Raw genomic sequence first — 14,748 nt, 5'->3', positions numbered from 1 at the left:
CGCTGTAAGCCTCCAGGCGCACCCTAAACCCAGGGTGAAACGCGTCCGCACCTCGCGCCAACTGCCGCCCAAGAACCGTCCCGTCGTGCTGGCCCTGCTGTGGCGGGACACGGAGGGACGCTGGCAGGGGCGCGTCAAACGAATCGCGGACGGCAAGGAGGTGTTCGTGGAGAGTTTGGAAGCGTTGCTTCGCTGGCTCGAGACCGAAGGGAGGGTGCAATGAGGTGGTTGTGGACGGTAGGGGCTGTGCTCGCGTTCGGCGCGTGGAGTGTGGCCGCGGCCGGTGCGGACGGGGAGGCCGTGTACGCCCAGCAGTGCGCGGCCTGCCACCAGGCGACGGGAGAAGGGGTGCCCGGGGTGTTCCCGCCCTTAAAGGACAATCCTCGCCTCGCGGACCGCGCGTATCTCGCCCGGGTGATTCAGGAGGGCCTCTCAGGACCGATCGAGGTGAACGGCCAGACCTATACCGGTGCGATGCCGCCCTTTGCGAACCTCGGGGGGGCGGAGCTCGAGGCGCTGCTGGATTACCTCCAGGTGAGGTTCGGCACGGCTTCCGCTCCCGAAGCGCCTTCCCCGGCCTCCACCTTGCCCGAAGGGGACGCGGCGCGCGGCCGGGCGCTGTTTTTGGGAAGCGCGCGCTTCACGAACGGGGGCGCGGCCTGCGTCGCGTGCCACACCGCGGGGCAGGTGGGCGCCCTGGGGGGCGGGGCGCTCGGCCCGGACCTCTCGGCACTGTACCGCCGCTTCGGTGAGGCCGGCCTCTCCAGCGCCTTGAAGACCCCCGCGTTTCGCGTGATGCGCGAGACGTACCGCGACAAGCCCCTCACGGACGCGGAGGTTGCGGACCTCATCGCCTTCTTCAAGGCGGTGGACGGGGCGGAGCCCGCGCCGCAGGCCGGCCTTGCGCGCCTGTGGCAGCTCGGGCTGCTCGGGATGGGGCTGTTGCTCGCGGCGATGTACGCCTTCTGGCCGCGCCAGCGGGAAAGCCTGGCGGAACGCCTGAGGAGGAGAGCATGAAGGACTGGTGGGTCAAGGAGATCGAGTCTCCCGCGGAACGCAAGTGGGAGGAGTTCTACCGCAACCGTTTCCAGCACGACCGTCGCGTGCGCACCACCCACGGCGTGAACTGCACCGGCAGCTGCAGCTGGGAGGTGTTCGTCAAGGACGGGATCGTGACCTGGGAGCTGCAGGCCACGGACTACCCCCTGCTCGAGGAGGGCCTGCCCCCCTACGAGCCCCGGGGGTGCCAGCGCGGGATCAGTTACAGCTGGTACCTCTACAGCCCCATCCGGGTGAAGTACCCTTACGCCCGCGGGGCGCTGATCGACCTGTGGCGCGCGACCCGCAAGACCTACAAGGACCCCGTGGAGGCCTGGCGAGCCATCGTCACGGACCCCCAAAAGCGCCGGCGCTACCAGGAGGCCCGGGGCAAGGGCGGGTTCCGGCGCGCCTCCTGGGACGAGGTCCTCGAGCTGATCGCGGCCTCCGTGATCCACACCGTCAAGGAGTACGGGCCGGACCGCGTGGTGGGGTTCTCCCCGATCCCCGCGATGTCCCAGGTGAGCTACGCGGCCGGCAGCCGGTTCCTCACGCTGTTGGGCGGAGTCGCGATGAGCTTTTACGACTGGTACTGCGACCTGCCCCCCGCGAGCCCCGAGATCTGGGGGGAGCAGACCGACGTGCACGAGTCCGCGGACTGGTACAACGCGCGCTTCATCGCGGTGATGGGCTCGAACCTCAACATGACGCGCACCCCGGACACGCACTTCATCTCCGAGGTGCGGCACGCGGGCGCGAAGCTCACGGTGTTCAGCCCGGACTTCTCCCAGGTCGCGAAGTACGCGGACTGGTGGATCCCCACCCACCCCGGCCAGGACACGGCCTTCTGGCTCGCGGTGAACCACGTGATCCTCAAGGAGTTCTACGTGGAGCGCGAGGTGCCCTACTTCACGGACTACCTCAAGCGCTTCACCGACATGCCCTTCCTGGTACAGATCGAGGACGGCCGCCCCACCCGCTACCTTCGCGCGAACCGCCTCGCCGAGTACCGGGACGAAGAGCACGGGGAGTGGAAGCTCCTCATGTGGGACCGGCAGGCCGACCGGCCCCGCATGCCGCAGGGCACGATCGGGTACCGCTGGGCTCAGAAGGCCAAGGGACGCTGGAACCTCGAGCTGAAGGACGGCCGTGATGGGGCGCCGATCGACCCCCTCCTCACCTTCCAGGAAGCGCACGACGCGGTGGTGCCTGTGGAGTTCGACGACTTCACCACCGGCGAGACGCTGCGCCGCGGGGTGCCGGTGCGGTACGTGGAGACCACAGAGGGTCGCGTCGCGGTCACCACGGTCTTCGACCTCGTCATGGCCCAGTTCGGCGTGAACCGCGGTCTGCCGGGTGCGTACGCGAACGGGTACGAGGACGCCCAGGCCCCCTTCACCCCCGCGTGGCAGGAGCGGTTCACCGGGATCCACCGCGACACCGTGATCCGCTTCGCGCGCGAGTGGGCCACGAACGCGGAGAAAACCCAAGGCAAGAACCTCATCATCATCGGGGCGGGCGCGAACCACTGGTACCACAACAACCTCCTGTACCGCGCGGGCATCGTGGCCCTCATGCTCACCGGCTCAGTCGGCACCAACGGCGGGGGGCTCGCGCACTACGTGGGGCAGGAAAAACTCGTGAACCAGGCTTCCTGGAGCGCGATCGCCTTCGCGCTCGACTGGAGGATGGCCCCCCGGCAGCAGAACACCCCGAGTTTCCACTACGTGCACTCCGACCAGTGGCGGTACGAGCGCGGCTACCGGGATTACGACCGGCTGCCCGAGGCCGAGGGGCTCGAGGCCCACACGATCGACCACCAGGCGCGCGCGGTCAAGCGGGGCTGGCTTCCCTTCTTCCCGCAGTTCAACAAGAACCCCCTCGAGGTGGTGCGGGAGGCCGAACGCTCCGGCGCGAAGAGTGACGCGGAGATCGTAGAGTACGTGGTGGAGGCCTTAAAGCGCGGCGAGCTGCGCTTCGCGGTGGAGGACCCGGACGCGCCGGAGAACTGGCCGCGCGTGTGGTTCATCTGGCGGGGGAACGCGATCGGCACGAGCGCCAAGGGGCACGAGTACTTCCTGAAGCACTACCTGGGCACGCACTCCAACGCGATCGCCGAGGAGCAGGCCGAAGGCGCGGTGCACGAGGTGACCTACCGCACGCCCGCTCCCGTGGGCAAGATGGACCTCGTCGTCGACCTGAACTTCCGCATGGACACCTCGGCCCTGTACTCGGACATCGTCCTGCCCGCCGCGACCTGGTACGAGAAGGACGACCTGAACACCACCGACCTGCACACCTTCATCAACCCCATGCAGGCCGCGGTTCCGCCCGCGTGGGAGTCCAAGCCCGACTGGGAGATCTACAAGGCCCTCGCCAAGAAGGTCAGCGAGCTCGCGCGGGTGCACCTGCCCGATCCCGTGAAGGACGTGGTGATGCTGCCGCTGCAGCACGACACCCCGGACGAGCTCGCCCAGCCCGAGGTTAAGGACTGGTGGACGGGGGAGGTCGAGGCCATCCCTGGCAAGACCATGCCCAAGTTCCGCGTGGTGGAGCGCGACTACGTGAACCTCTACGAACGCATGGTCTCCCTGGGGCGCGGCGTGGAGGAGAACGGGGTGAGCGCCCACGGCCTTACCATCCCCGCGGCGGACCAGTACCGCGAGCTCCTCGAGCGCCAGCCGCGGCGCTTCAAGGGGGTTGCGCGGCCGGCGGCGGAGCCTGAGGCCGCGGAGCAGTTCTTCCTCGAGGCCGAGGCCACCTACCCCTCCCTGGAGACCGCGCGGGAGGTGGCGGAGGCCATTCTGTGGCTCGACCCCGCCTCGAACGGCGAGCTCGCCTACCGCGCGTTTGAGGTAGAGGAGAAGAAGACCGGCCTGAAGCTCACCGACCTCGCGGAGGGCCAGCGGGACGTGCGCGTGCATTTCCGGGACCTGGCCTCCCAGCCGCGGCGCGTCCTCACCACCCCCACCTGGTCCGGGATCATCAACAAAGGCCGGGCTTACAGTCCCTTCACCCTGAACCGGGAGCGGCTGGTGCCGTGGCGGACCCTCACCGGGCGGCAGCACTTCTACCTGGACCACCCCATCTACCTCGCCTGGGGCGAGCACCTGCCCACCTACAAGCCCCGCCCGGACCACACGATGCTCATGGAGACCGAACGCAGCGCCGCCGAGGCCCAGGGCCGGCTCCTCAACTACATCACCCCGCACGGCAAGTGGTCCATCCACTCCACCTACTCCGAGAACCACCGCATGATGACCCTCTCCCGCGGCGGGTACCCCGTCTGGCTGAACGACAAGGACGCCGCGGAGATGGGCATCAAGGACAACGACTGGGTGGAGCTCTTTAACGACAACGGGGTGTTCGTACAGCGCTGCATCACCTCCGCCCGCATCCCGCGCGGCACGGTCTTCGTGTACCACGCGACCGAACGCACCGTCGGCATCCCCAAATCCCCCCTGCGCCAGCGCCGCGCCGGCATGAACAACTCCATCACCCGCGCGCGCCTCAAGCCCCTCTTGATGAGCGGCGGGTACGCGCAGTTCACCTACTTCTTCAACTACTGGGGCCCCACCGGCGTGAACCGCGACACCTTCGTGTACGTGCGGCGGATTGATCCGCCGGAGTTCTAAGGAGGAGAGCGGCATGGACGTACGCGCCCACATGAGCATGCTGTTCCACCTGGACAAGTGCATCGGGTGCCACACCTGCAGCATCGCCTGCAAGAACCTGTGGACCGACCGCAAAGGCGCGGAGTACATGTGGTGGAACAACGTCGAGACCCGCCCGGGTATGGGCTACCCCACCGGGTGGGAGGACCAGGAGCACTACCGGGGCGGCTGGAAGCGCACGCAGCCGGGCGCGATCGAGCTGCGCTTGCACACGCGCCCCCAAGGCCTCGCGAACCTCTTCTACAACCCCGCCCTGCCCAGCCTCGAGGACTACTACGAGCCCTTCACCTTCCGTTACGAGGACCTCTTCAACGCGCCGGAATCCGACGACCAGCCCACCGCCCGGCCCGTCTCGATGATCACCGGGGAGCCCATCCAGATCGAGGCCGGCCCTAACTGGGACGACGACCTCTCCGGCTCCAACCTCTACGCCAAGAACGACCCCAACCTCAAGGGCCTTCCCGCGGAGGTGCAGGCCCAGCTCCACGAGATCGAGCGGGTGGTGATGAACTACCTGCCCCGCATCTGCAACCACTGCTTGAACCCCGCGTGCGTCGCGGCCTGCCCCTCCGGCGCGATCTACAAGCGCGCCGAGGATGGGGTGGTTTTGGTCAACGAGAACAAGTGCAAGGCCTGGCGCATGTGCGTCGCCGCCTGCCCCTACAAGAAGGTCTACTACAACTGGGCCACCGGGAAGAGCGAGAAATGCATCCTCTGCTTCCCCCGCCTCGAGACCGGCCAGGCCCCCGCGTGCGCGCACTCCTGCGTGGGCCGCATCCGGTACATGGGGGTGCTCCTCTACGACGCGGACCGCATCCCCGAGGCCGCGACCGTCCCGGACGACGAGCTCGTGGACGCGCAGCTCGAGGCCATCCTGGACCCCTTCGACCCCGAGGTGATCGCCGCGGCCCGCGCGAACGGGATCGACGACGCTTGGATCGAGGCCGCGCAGCGCTCCCCCGTGTACCACTTCCTCAAGACCTGGGGGCTCGCGTTGCCCCTGCACCCCGAGTACCGCACGATGGCCATGATGTTCTACATCCCCCCGCTCTCCCCGGTGGTGAGCGTGGTGGAGCAAGGCCTCGTCAAGCTCGACCTGCCCCCCGAGCGCGTGGACTTCGAGCTCTTCCACCGCCTCGACACGGCCCGCATGCCCCTCGAGTACCTCGCGAACCTCTTCGCCGCGGGGGACGCGGAGCGCATCCGCCGCATCCTGCGCAAGATGCTCGCCGTGCGCATCTACAAGCGCCGTGAGAGCGTGGACGGCGCGGTGGACGCCGCAACCCTCGAGCTCGTTCGGGAGGCGGGCCTCTCCCCGGAGGCGGTCGAGGCCATCTACCGCCTCACCACCCAACCCACCCTCGAGGAGCGGTTCGTCCTGCCCCCCTACCACCGCGAGCAGGCCATCGAGGCCTGGAACGACCCCCTCGAGCACAAGGGCACGACCGGCCTCGGCTTCCTCCAGCCCCCTAAGCGAGGTGAGTGATGCACGCCCTCGAGGTCCTGGCGGACGCCCTGACCTACCCCGCACCGGGCCGGCTCGAGGCCCTCACGCGCGCGGCCGTCCGGCTCCCCAAAGGCCCGGTGCGGCGGGGCCTCGAGCGCTTCCTGGCCCGCATCGAGACCCTCTCGCTCGCAGGGTGGGAGGAGTGCTTCACCCGCACGCTCGACCTCACCCCGATCGTCGTGCCGTACGTAGGGTACGTGATCTACGGTGAGAGTTACCAGCGCGGCGCGTTCATGGCGGCCTTGAAGCGCGCCATGGAAGCGGCAGGCGTGGAGCTTGAAGGAGAGCTGCCCGACCACCTGGTGCCCGTGCTGCGCTACCTGGCCGTGGCGCAGCACCCCCTGCCGGATCTGGTGGAGGTCCTGCCGCGCGCCGTGCAGCAGATGGAGCGCACCCTCGCCACGCTGGACCCAACCAACCCGTACCGGCCCCTCCTGGAGGCCGTGCGGCACGCGGTGGCCTCGCTGGAGGCGGTTAAGCAAGGAGGTGAGCGATGAACTGGAACACCCTGCTCTTCCTGGTCTTCCCGTACGTGGCCCTGGTCCTCGCGGTCACGGTCACGGTGTACCGCGCCGTGTACCGGCCCTTTTCGATCTCCGCGCTTTCCTCGCAGCTTCTGGAGCGCAAGCAACTGTACTGGGGCTCGATCCCCTTCCACTGGGGGGTGGTCCTGATCCTCCTGGGCCACCTGCTCGCGCTGCTCGTACCGAGGAGCATCCTGTGGTGGAACGCGGTGCCCGCGCGGTTGTACCTGCTCGAGGCGACCGGCCTGGCCCTCGCCTTGTGGGCCACGCTGGGCGTGCTGGTCCTCCTGTACCGGCGGGTGACGCACCCCCGAGTGCGGGCGGTGACCACGCCGATGGACCTGGTGGTGTTGGTGCTCCTCCTCGTGCAGCTGTTGAGCGGGGTGGCCGTCGCGACGGTTTACCGCTTCGGCTCGTACTGGGGACCTGAGGTCTTCACCCCGTACCTGTGGTCTATCCTCACGCTCACGCCCCGGCCGGAACTCGTTCAGGACCTGCCGTGGGTGGTGCAGCTGCACGCCTTTAACTTCTTCGTGCTGCTCGCGGTCTTCCCGTTCTCCCGGCTGGTGCACATCATCACCGTGCCCCTCGGGTACCTCATCCGGCCCTGGCAGGTGGTGATCTGGGTGCGCCGCACTCGGTTTCCTCAAGTGTAAGGAGGTCACGTGATGAATCCTGTGGGAGTCAAGCCGTCGGTGCGTGGAACGCCTACCCTTGGCCTTTGGTCCGCGACCCTCGGGTTCTTCGTGGGGTTCGCTGCGGTGGCGCTCTTCGGTCCTACGGCCAAGCAGTTCAGCGACCTGATGAACCTCTCTCCGGCGCAGGTGGGGCTCTTGGTGGCGATCCCTTCACTCTCCGGCTCTCTCCTGCGCATTCCCTTCTCCGCGTGGGTGGACACCACCGGGGGGCGCAAGCCCTTCCTGGTCCTCCTCGGGCTTTCGGTCGTAGGGATGGCCGGGTTGGCGTACCTCGTGAACGCCTACTACCCCGAGCACCTCAGCCGCGGCATGTACCCCCTCCTGCTCCTCCTGGGGGTGCTTTCCGGAGCGGGCATCGCCACCTTCTCGGTGGGGATCAGCCAAGTGGCCTACTGGTTCCCGCAATCCCGCCAGGGGTTCGCGCTCGGGACGTACGCCGGCGTGGGCAACCTGGCGCCCGGCCTCTTCTCCTTCCTGCTCCCGGTCGCGCTCAGCGCGTGGGGCCTTGCGGTCGCCTACCTGGCGTGGCTGGCTTTCCTGGTGGTGGGGACCCTGCTGTACTACCTGTGGGCGCAAAACGCCCCGTACTTCCAGCTTCGGGACCGCGGCGTAACCCCCGCCGAGGCCCAGGCGCAGGCGCGCGCGCTCGGACAGGAGCTGTTCCCCGCCGGGAGCATCCGGGAGACGCTCGTGATCGCCGCGCGGGTCTGGAAGACCTGGGTGCTGGTGGCCTTGTACTTCACCACCTTCGGGGGATTCCTCGCCCTCACGGCTTGGCTTCCCACCTACTGGCAAAACTACATGGAGATGCCCCTCGTCACCGCGGGTGGACTCACGGCCCTGTACTCCATCCTAGCTTCGGCGATCCGCGTGTTCGGGGGGAGCCTGGCGGACCGGATCGGCGGGGAGAACACGGCGGCGCTCTCCCTGGCTACCCTCCTCGTGGGGAGTGGGTTTATGATGGGAGCACAAAGCCCCGCACCCGCCGTTTTGGGAGAGGTCCTCATGGCCATCGGGATGGGCATTAACAATGCGGCGGTCTTTAAACTGGTCCCGAAAGAAGTCCCACAAGCGGTGGGCGGCGCCTCGGGATGGGTCGGCGGGCTAGGCGCGTTCGGGGGGTTCGCCATCCCCCCGGTGATGGCCTACTTCGTGGGTCTCTCCGGAACGGCGGGGTACGCCCAGGGCTTCCTGGTCTTCGTCGTCCTCTCTCTGATCTCGCTGGCTCTGGTCTATCTCCTAAAGCGCACCGCCCAGACGCACCCCGCCCCCACCCGCTAGCACCCCCACCTGGAAAGGAGGCCGTATGTCCTTCCCGGAAGCGTACCAGAACCTGCGCGCGCGCTACCCCGACCTCGCCGCGGCGTACGACGCCCTCGGGGACGCCGCCCACCAGGCCGGCCCCCTCCCCGAACGCGAGCGCCGCCTCGTCAAACTCGCCCTCGCGATCGGCGCGGGCCTCGAAGGCGCGGTGCACAGCCACACCCGCAAGGCCCTCGAGGCCGGCCTCACCCCGGACGAGCTCCGCCACGCGGCCCTCCTCGCCGTGACCACGCTGGGCCTCCCCGCGGCGGTCCGCGCGTTGAGCTGGGTGGAGGACGAACTCCCGTAAACGCACTGGGCCGCCCCCGCGGCCCGGTATTACGCCGGCACGCCCGGCGCGATCCCCGCCCGCACCGCGAACAACGCGGCCTGCGTGCGGTTCTGGGCCCCGAGTTTCGCGAAGACCTCCGAAAGCCGGTTGCGCACCGTCTTCTCCGAAAGCCCCAGCGCGTCCGCGATCTCCTGGTTAGAGCACCCCTGCGCCAAAAGCTGCAGGATCTCCAACTCCCGCGCCGCAAGCCGCGCCGCGCGCCGCGCCCAGACCGCCCGCTGGCCGGCCTCGAGCTCCTGCACGATCGCCGCGGCGCGCGCCGCGTCCAACAGCCGCTCCCCGCGCCGCACCCGCCGGATCACCTGGAGGAGCGCGCCGAGGTCCGCGCGTTTCTCCACGAACGCCGCCGCGCCCGCCTCGTAGGCCTGACGCACCTCCCGGGCCTCCGGTTGCGCGGAGAACACCACCACCCGCACCTCAGGACGCGCCCGGCGCACCTCCCCCACCACCACGAACGCGTCCACGTCCTCCAAGCGCGTATCCACCAGGAACACGTCCGGCCGCGTCTCGAGCACGGCGCGCAGCGCCTCCCGACCGCGCGTGTACGCCCCGGTCACGCGCAGGTCCGCCTCGGTCTCGAGCAGCCTCGAAAGCCCCTGGCACAACAAGGTGCAGCTATCGGCCACCACGATGCGGGTCATACGTCCCTCCCTTCAGGTAAAGCATGCCCGCGCCGGGTGGCCCCCCGCATCCGAAAAACGGCCGACGCGGTGTCCGAAAAACTCCTACCTACGGGTACGCCGCGCGCTCCTCGTCCCGGAAATGCCCCTCCAGCACGGTCACGAGCTGCTCCACCCACGCCCGGGCCTCCGGGTGGTTCGGCCGCTGCTCGATCCGCTCGAGAAGCCGATCGATCAAGGCGTGCTCCTGCTCCATCAGTTCCCGCGTGGCCGCGTCCAAACCCCGGAACACCGTGGCCTCCTCGTACCGCGAGTGCGCCGCGAGCGCGTCCTTAAACGCCACGAGCACCTCCGGGTCCGGAAGCTTCCGGGCCAGCTCGAGCAACGCCCGGTGCTCCGCGCGCAGCCGCCGCACCTCCCGGCCCGCGAGCACCACCCAGAACGCCGCGCCCTCCGGGCCCGCCGTAAGCGCGACCGGCGCCTCCCCCGTGAGGTGCGCGGCCTCCCCAGCCCCAAGCTCGAGGCGCGCCCCGCCTTGCTCGAGCACCAGCCGGCCCTCCGCGAGGAGCACGAACACCTCCGCGCCCCGGTGGTCGTGCGGCGGGATCCGCGCGTGGGGCTCGAGCCGCTTCCGTACGATCTTGCCGGCCTCGCCCTGCCACAACAGTCCGCTAGGTTTAAGCTTCCGCATACCCCTATGCTACCTGAACGGCCGGGCGTTTAGGCCCGGCCGTAGGGGAGGGAAGACGCCGCGGATCACGCACCCAAGCGGTACCCCGCGGCGGTGCACAGCACCATGACCAGCCCGAACGCGACCTGGGTCCACCCCACGACCCGCGCGGGCACCGGCGGGCGCCGAAGCGCGAGGAGGGCGTACCCCCCGAGCGCCGCGCCTGCCGCGACGGAAAGCCACGGCACGAGCCCCACGGCCGCCGCGAGCCCTAGCGCGAGCACCCCCGCGCCCTGCGCGGCGAGCGCTCCAGTGCTCCGGGCGGCCTGGCCCCGCGCGCGCCGCACCTGCACGCGCGCGAACCCGATCGCCATGCCGGCGCGCACCGCGAGGACCAGCCACGCGCCCAGCGCGACCCCCGCCGCGCCGCCCCCCGCGAGCACGATCGCCGCCGCGACCGCGCCCATCGCCGCGGCGCCCGCGAGCTCCGGGACGAGGTGCCGCCCCCGGTTCCGGGCCTCGAACGCGAGCTGCACCAAAGCGAGCGGCGCCGCCAGGAGGAGCGGGCCCCAAAACGGCGCGGCCGCGGCCGCCACCGCCACGCTCAGCCCGGCGAGCGCGAGGCCGAGGTACGCGAGCGCCGCCCGCTCGGCGAGCGGCGTGCGGGGAAAACGCTTGCCCTTCCGGTAATCGGCCAGCACCATCCGGAGCGGGGTGCGCGCGAGGAAGGCGAACAAGGCCGCCACCCCGAGCCCCGCGCCTGCCAGGCTCGGGGCCACGAGGAGCCCGAGCACCACCGGCTCGAGGGTCAACCCCCACCCGCCGTGCTCGGCGGGGAGCAGCACGGTCTTGAGCGGTACCCGTGGAGCTTGCGTTGCCACCTCGCACCTCCTCGCCCCGAGCCTACGCCCGCCCGGCGGGGTGGGCCATGACCCAGGTCAACCCTATTCTGCGCGGGACCTGCCGGGACGCGTGTCCTTGCTCTCCGCCTGGCCGGGCGCCGCGGCGCGTCCTGGCTCGAGCCCCGGCCCTGGCGGAACGCGGCAGTGATCAGCGCGCTCGTCATGAGCGGGATCCTGGTCTACCTCACCGTGGACTCCCGCAACCAGATCCGGGAGGGCAGCGCGCGTGCCGGCCTACACCGCGATCAACCACGAGATCCAGTACGCCTACAAGAACGACGACCCCGCAAAAAGCGCCCAGCTCTGCGCCATCCGCAAAACCACCCTCACCCTCGAACGCTGCCGGGAAGTCCCCGGCGCCCAGGACGTCCGCGCCCGCCTCGTCCAACCCGAGTTCAACAAGGACGGCACCGAGGTCTGGGTCTCCGCCTGGACCGACCGCCTCACCCCCGGCTTCGCCGTGATCTACGACGCCACCACCCGCGAGGAAAAACCCGCATCACCGGAGAGTGGGTCCTCTCCCCGCTCGGCAAGTTCAACACCTACAACACCACGCACTACATCTACTAACGCCCAGCCACTCCGAACACCACGCCACGGGCCCCGTCCCGTAGCGTGTATGCCTCACCCCCGGTTCTTCACCTCAAAGGCGAAGGATGCCGTCAAAAGGCGTAGCCCCCAAAGCCCCGCCGCAACCCCTCCCCCCGGATACCGCCAGAGAGCCCCAGAAGACGGTCGTACACCCCCGCCGCGACCCCGAACGCGAGCGCCGACCGTGACGTTTGTCCCTCACCCCTCCCGGTTAAACTGAAAGCATGCTACGCGAAACCCAGGTCCGCCAAATCCGACGCCGGCGGTACCTGCGCCTCGCCGCCCTCCACGCCGGCCCCATGGGGCCCGCCCTCATCGGGCACCCCGAACTCGGCCCCCAGTACCCCAAGACCTACGCGCGCTGCCCCGGATTCCCCAAACTCGCCTGCGCCCAAACCGGCGGCACCCCCCGCGTCTGCCTCCCCCGACGCTTCCAACACATGGCGCGCCTCACCGAAAAAGGCGGCCCCCGCCGCCGCGCCCAACAACACGCCTACCTCAAAAACGAACTCATCCCCTGCATCCAAGGCCTCCTCAACTACTACCCCCCCAACTGGCGGCCCGTCCTCGAGTACACCCTCCACCAGCTCGAGGAAGACCTCGCCTACCTCGAGGGCCGCGCCGTCTACCGCCCCGAGACCGCCTAACCCCCCACCAGCTCCCGCAACGCCTCCGGCCGCACCACCCACACCCGCCGCGCCTCGAGGCGCACCCACCCCGCCCGGTAAAACTGCCCTAACTTCCGGCTCACGATCTCCGGCACCGTCGCTAAAAACGCCGCGAGCTCCGCGTTCGTGGGCAGCACGAACCCCTGCCCCTCCCGCTCCAGCCGCCCCAACAAGTACTCCGCAAGCCGCGCCCCCACCTCCCGGAACACCACCCGATCCAACAACCGCACGAGCTCCCCCTGCCGCCGCGCCAAGTACCGGATCAACGCGCGCGCCACCGGCGGCCGCCGATCCACCAGCTCATAAAACGCCCCGCGCGGCACCTCCACCACCACCGCCGGCGTCATCGCCTCCGCCGACGCCGGGTAAAACGGCCGCTCCAAAAACACCGCGACCTCCGCCAGCACCCGGTACGGCCCCTCCACATGCAGCACCAGCTGCCGCCGCCCCCCCGGATCCATCTTGAACACCCTCACCGCCCCGCGCGCCACCACGAACAACCGCTCGACCGGATCCCCCTCCAAAAACAACACCTCCCCGGCCGCCAAGCGCCGAAGCCGCGCGAGCCGCGCGAGCGCCTCGAGGTCCTCCCCCCCCAACTCCTGAAACACCGGAGTGCGCGCCAGCACCGCCTCAACCCGCACCGTCACGCCCCCAGTCTCCCCCAAGCCCAAAAGGACATATGTCCAAAACCCCCCCTCCGGTATACTCGAGGACGGGAGGTTAGCCATGAAACGAGTGCTCGTGGGCCTAGCCCTGCTCCTCAGCCTAGGGTTCGCGGCCGGAGACGCCCTCTACCAGCAGAACTGTGCCTCCTGCCACGGACAAGACGGCACCGGAACCCCCAACTTCGCCCCGCCCCTCGCCGCCACCCTGCCCGCCCTCCTCCAAACCGAGGACGGCCGAGCCTACCTCGCGAGCGTCGTTCTCTGGGGCCTCCAAGGCCAGATCAAAGTCAACGACCAGACCTACAACGCCCCCATGCCCCCCTTTGGCCGCCTCACCGACGCCGAGATCGCCGAGATCCTCAACTACATCCTCACCGCCTGGGGCAACGACGCCCTCCTCCCCGAAGGCTTCACGCCCTACACCGCCGACGAGATCGCCGAACTCCGCAAAACCCAGCTCACGCCCCAAGACGTCCTGAAGCAACGCCCGAACCCCTAAACGCTAGCCTCACCACGCATCCCGAACCGCGCCCGGGAGTCTCCCTCCCGGGCGCCCCCAATTAAAATAAAAACCGGGCCGCGCCCGGCCCACCCCAACCCCCATACCCGAACGGAGGAGCCGAACCATGCACGCCCTCAAACTCCAACCCCAACCCGTCCCCCGCATCTGGGGCGGCACCCGACTCCCCACCCTCCTCAACCTCAAGACCCAAGAACCCATCGGCGAAGCCTGGCTCGCCTACGAAACCAACCGCGTCGCGGAAGGCCCCCACGCCGGCCGCACCATCAAAGACCTCCTCCCCGAACTCGGCCCCGCCTTCCTCGGCCCCACCCCCCACGCTAAGTACGGCCTCGACCTCCCCCTCCTCGTCAAACTCATCGACACCGCGGACTGGCTCAGCGTCCAAGTCCACCCCGACGACCACTACGCCCACACCCACGAAGCCCACACCGGCTACCACGGCAAAACCGAAGCCTGGTACATCCTCGACGCCACCCCAGGCGCCGAGATCATCTACGGCCTCGAGCGCCCCACCCCCCGCGAAACCCTCGCCCAAGCCGCCCAGGACGGCAGCATCTGGAACCTCCTCCACCGCGAAACCGTCCACCCCCACCAACTCATCTACACCCCCGCCGGCACCATCCACGCCCTCGGCCCCGGCCTCCTCCTCTACGAAATCCAACAAAAATCCGACCTCACCTACCGCCTCTACGACTACGGCCGCGGCCGCGAACTCCACCTCGAAAAAGCCCTCGACGTCGCCCGCCTCGAGCCCACCCCCATCCCCCAGTTCACCCCCCGCAAGGAAGGCCCCGCCGAACTCCTCCTCGCCACCCCCGCCTTCACCCTCCGCCGCTACACCCTCACCACCCCCACCCGCGTCCACACCCCCCCCGAAAGCTTCGCCCTCTACACCCGCATCCAAGGCGAACCCCTCGGCGAAACCCTCCTCGTCGGCGCGGGACAAAGCGTCACCCTAGGGCCCGGCGTGTGGCTCGGCGCGGCGATGGCGTAACCCACCCGTCACGCGAA

15 protein-coding genes are annotated in these 14,748 nt (G+C 69.4%); 11 read left to right on the top strand and 4 right to left on the bottom strand.

Annotated elements, in window-relative coordinates; all coding sequences use genetic code 11:
* The first annotated feature begins 34 nt into the window (after nucleotides 1–34).
* From MARKY_RS09290 to MARKY_RS09255, 8 genes are read left to right on the top strand one after another with little or no spacing between them, the layout of a single operon-like run.
* Nucleotides 35–223 (top strand): hypothetical protein, encoded by a 189-nt coding sequence (locus MARKY_RS09290; RefSeq protein WP_013704627.1) that lies wholly within the window; start codon nucleotides 35–37, stop codon nucleotides 221–223.
* Nucleotides 220–1,017, top strand: coding sequence for a c-type cytochrome (locus MARKY_RS09285; protein WP_013704626.1), 798 nt, complete (start codon nucleotides 220–222; stop codon nucleotides 1,015–1,017). Before MARKY_RS09290 ends, MARKY_RS09285 begins: the two co-directional genes overlap by 4 nt.
* A complete protein-coding gene (locus MARKY_RS09280) occupies nucleotides 1,014–4,673 on the top strand; it encodes a nitrate reductase subunit alpha (protein WP_013704625.1) in 3,660 nt (1,219 codons plus the stop codon). The genes MARKY_RS09285 and MARKY_RS09280 overlap by 4 nt, the downstream gene beginning before the upstream one ends.
* Before the next feature lie 13 nt (nucleotides 4,674–4,686).
* The gene (narH, locus tag MARKY_RS09275) at nucleotides 4,687–6,198 is read left to right on the top strand and encodes a nitrate reductase subunit beta (RefSeq protein ID WP_013704624.1); all 1,512 of its coding nucleotides are present in this window, start codon (nucleotides 4,687–4,689) and stop codon (nucleotides 6,196–6,198) included.
* Complete coding sequence (locus tag MARKY_RS09270; RefSeq protein WP_013704623.1) at nucleotides 6,198–6,716, top strand: nitrate reductase molybdenum cofactor assembly chaperone; 519 nt, start codon at nucleotides 6,198–6,200, stop codon at nucleotides 6,714–6,716. Before narH ends, MARKY_RS09270 begins: the two co-directional genes overlap by 1 nt.
* On the top strand, nucleotides 6,713–7,399 hold the full coding sequence (narI, locus tag MARKY_RS09265) for a respiratory nitrate reductase subunit gamma (RefSeq protein ID WP_013704622.1): 687 nt from the start codon (nucleotides 6,713–6,715) through the stop codon (nucleotides 7,397–7,399). The genes MARKY_RS09270 and narI overlap by 4 nt, the downstream gene beginning before the upstream one ends.
* A 12-nt stretch (nucleotides 7,400–7,411) precedes the next feature.
* On the top strand, nucleotides 7,412–8,722 hold the full coding sequence (locus MARKY_RS09260; protein ID WP_013704621.1) for an MFS transporter: 1,311 nt from the start codon (nucleotides 7,412–7,414) through the stop codon (nucleotides 8,720–8,722).
* Nucleotides 8,723–8,747: 25 nt separating this feature from the next.
* Nucleotides 8,748–9,053: a carboxymuconolactone decarboxylase family protein gene (locus tag MARKY_RS09255; RefSeq protein ID WP_013704620.1), complete on the top strand. Its 306-nt coding sequence runs from the start codon at nucleotides 8,748–8,750 to the stop codon at nucleotides 9,051–9,053.
* A gap of 29 nt (nucleotides 9,054–9,082) precedes the next feature.
* Here the strand turns inward: MARKY_RS09255 and MARKY_RS09250 are convergent, their stop codons facing one another.
* From MARKY_RS09250 to MARKY_RS09240, 3 genes are all read right to left on the bottom strand, one after another.
* On the bottom strand, nucleotides 9,083–9,736 hold the full coding sequence (locus MARKY_RS09250) for a response regulator transcription factor (protein WP_013704619.1): 654 nt from the start codon (nucleotides 9,734–9,736) through the stop codon (nucleotides 9,083–9,085).
* Nucleotides 9,737–9,824: 88 nt separating this feature from the next.
* A complete protein-coding gene (locus tag MARKY_RS11470; RefSeq protein ID WP_013704618.1) occupies nucleotides 9,825–10,406 on the bottom strand; it encodes a hemerythrin domain-containing protein in 582 nt (193 codons plus the stop codon).
* Nucleotides 10,407–10,471: 65 nt separating this feature from the next.
* Nucleotides 10,472–11,266 carry a YwiC-like family protein gene (locus MARKY_RS09240; protein ID WP_013704617.1) on the bottom strand — a complete coding sequence of 265 codons (795 nt, stop codon included), beginning with the start codon at nucleotides 11,264–11,266 and terminating at the stop codon, nucleotides 10,472–10,474.
* An 836-nt stretch (nucleotides 11,267–12,102) separates the two neighbouring features.
* Here MARKY_RS09240 and MARKY_RS09235 point away from each other — a divergent pair.
* Nucleotides 12,103–12,525 (top strand): hypothetical protein, encoded by a 423-nt coding sequence (locus MARKY_RS09235; RefSeq protein ID WP_013704616.1) that lies wholly within the window; start codon nucleotides 12,103–12,105, stop codon nucleotides 12,523–12,525.
* On the opposite strand, the gene MARKY_RS09230 is transcribed toward MARKY_RS09235, so the two are convergent.
* Complete coding sequence (locus MARKY_RS09230) at nucleotides 12,522–13,196, bottom strand: Crp/Fnr family transcriptional regulator (RefSeq protein WP_013704615.1); 675 nt, start codon at nucleotides 13,194–13,196, stop codon at nucleotides 12,522–12,524. The two genes, MARKY_RS09235 and MARKY_RS09230, sit on opposite strands and share 4 nt — an antisense overlap.
* A gap of 79 nt (nucleotides 13,197–13,275) precedes the next feature.
* Here MARKY_RS09230 and MARKY_RS09225 point away from each other — a divergent pair, with 79 nt between their 5' ends.
* Together MARKY_RS09225 and MARKY_RS09220 are read left to right on the top strand one after the other, a co-directional pair.
* Nucleotides 13,276–13,713 carry a c-type cytochrome gene (locus MARKY_RS09225; protein WP_013704614.1) on the top strand — a complete coding sequence of 146 codons (438 nt, stop codon included), beginning with the start codon at nucleotides 13,276–13,278 and terminating at the stop codon, nucleotides 13,711–13,713.
* 127 nt (nucleotides 13,714–13,840) lie between these two features.
* Complete coding sequence (locus MARKY_RS09220) at nucleotides 13,841–14,731, top strand: type I phosphomannose isomerase catalytic subunit (protein ID WP_013704613.1); 891 nt, start codon at nucleotides 13,841–13,843, stop codon at nucleotides 14,729–14,731.
* Nucleotides 14,732–14,748: the final 17 nt, after the last annotated feature.

Origin of the sequence: Marinithermus hydrothermalis DSM 14884 (assembly GCF_000195335.1) — a bacterium.
GTDB classification, from domain to species: domain Bacteria; phylum Deinococcota; class Deinococci; order Deinococcales; family Marinithermaceae; genus Marinithermus; species Marinithermus hydrothermalis.
Note: the sequence above shows the minus strand (reverse complement) of the source record. Positions and strands in the feature narration are given on the sequence as shown.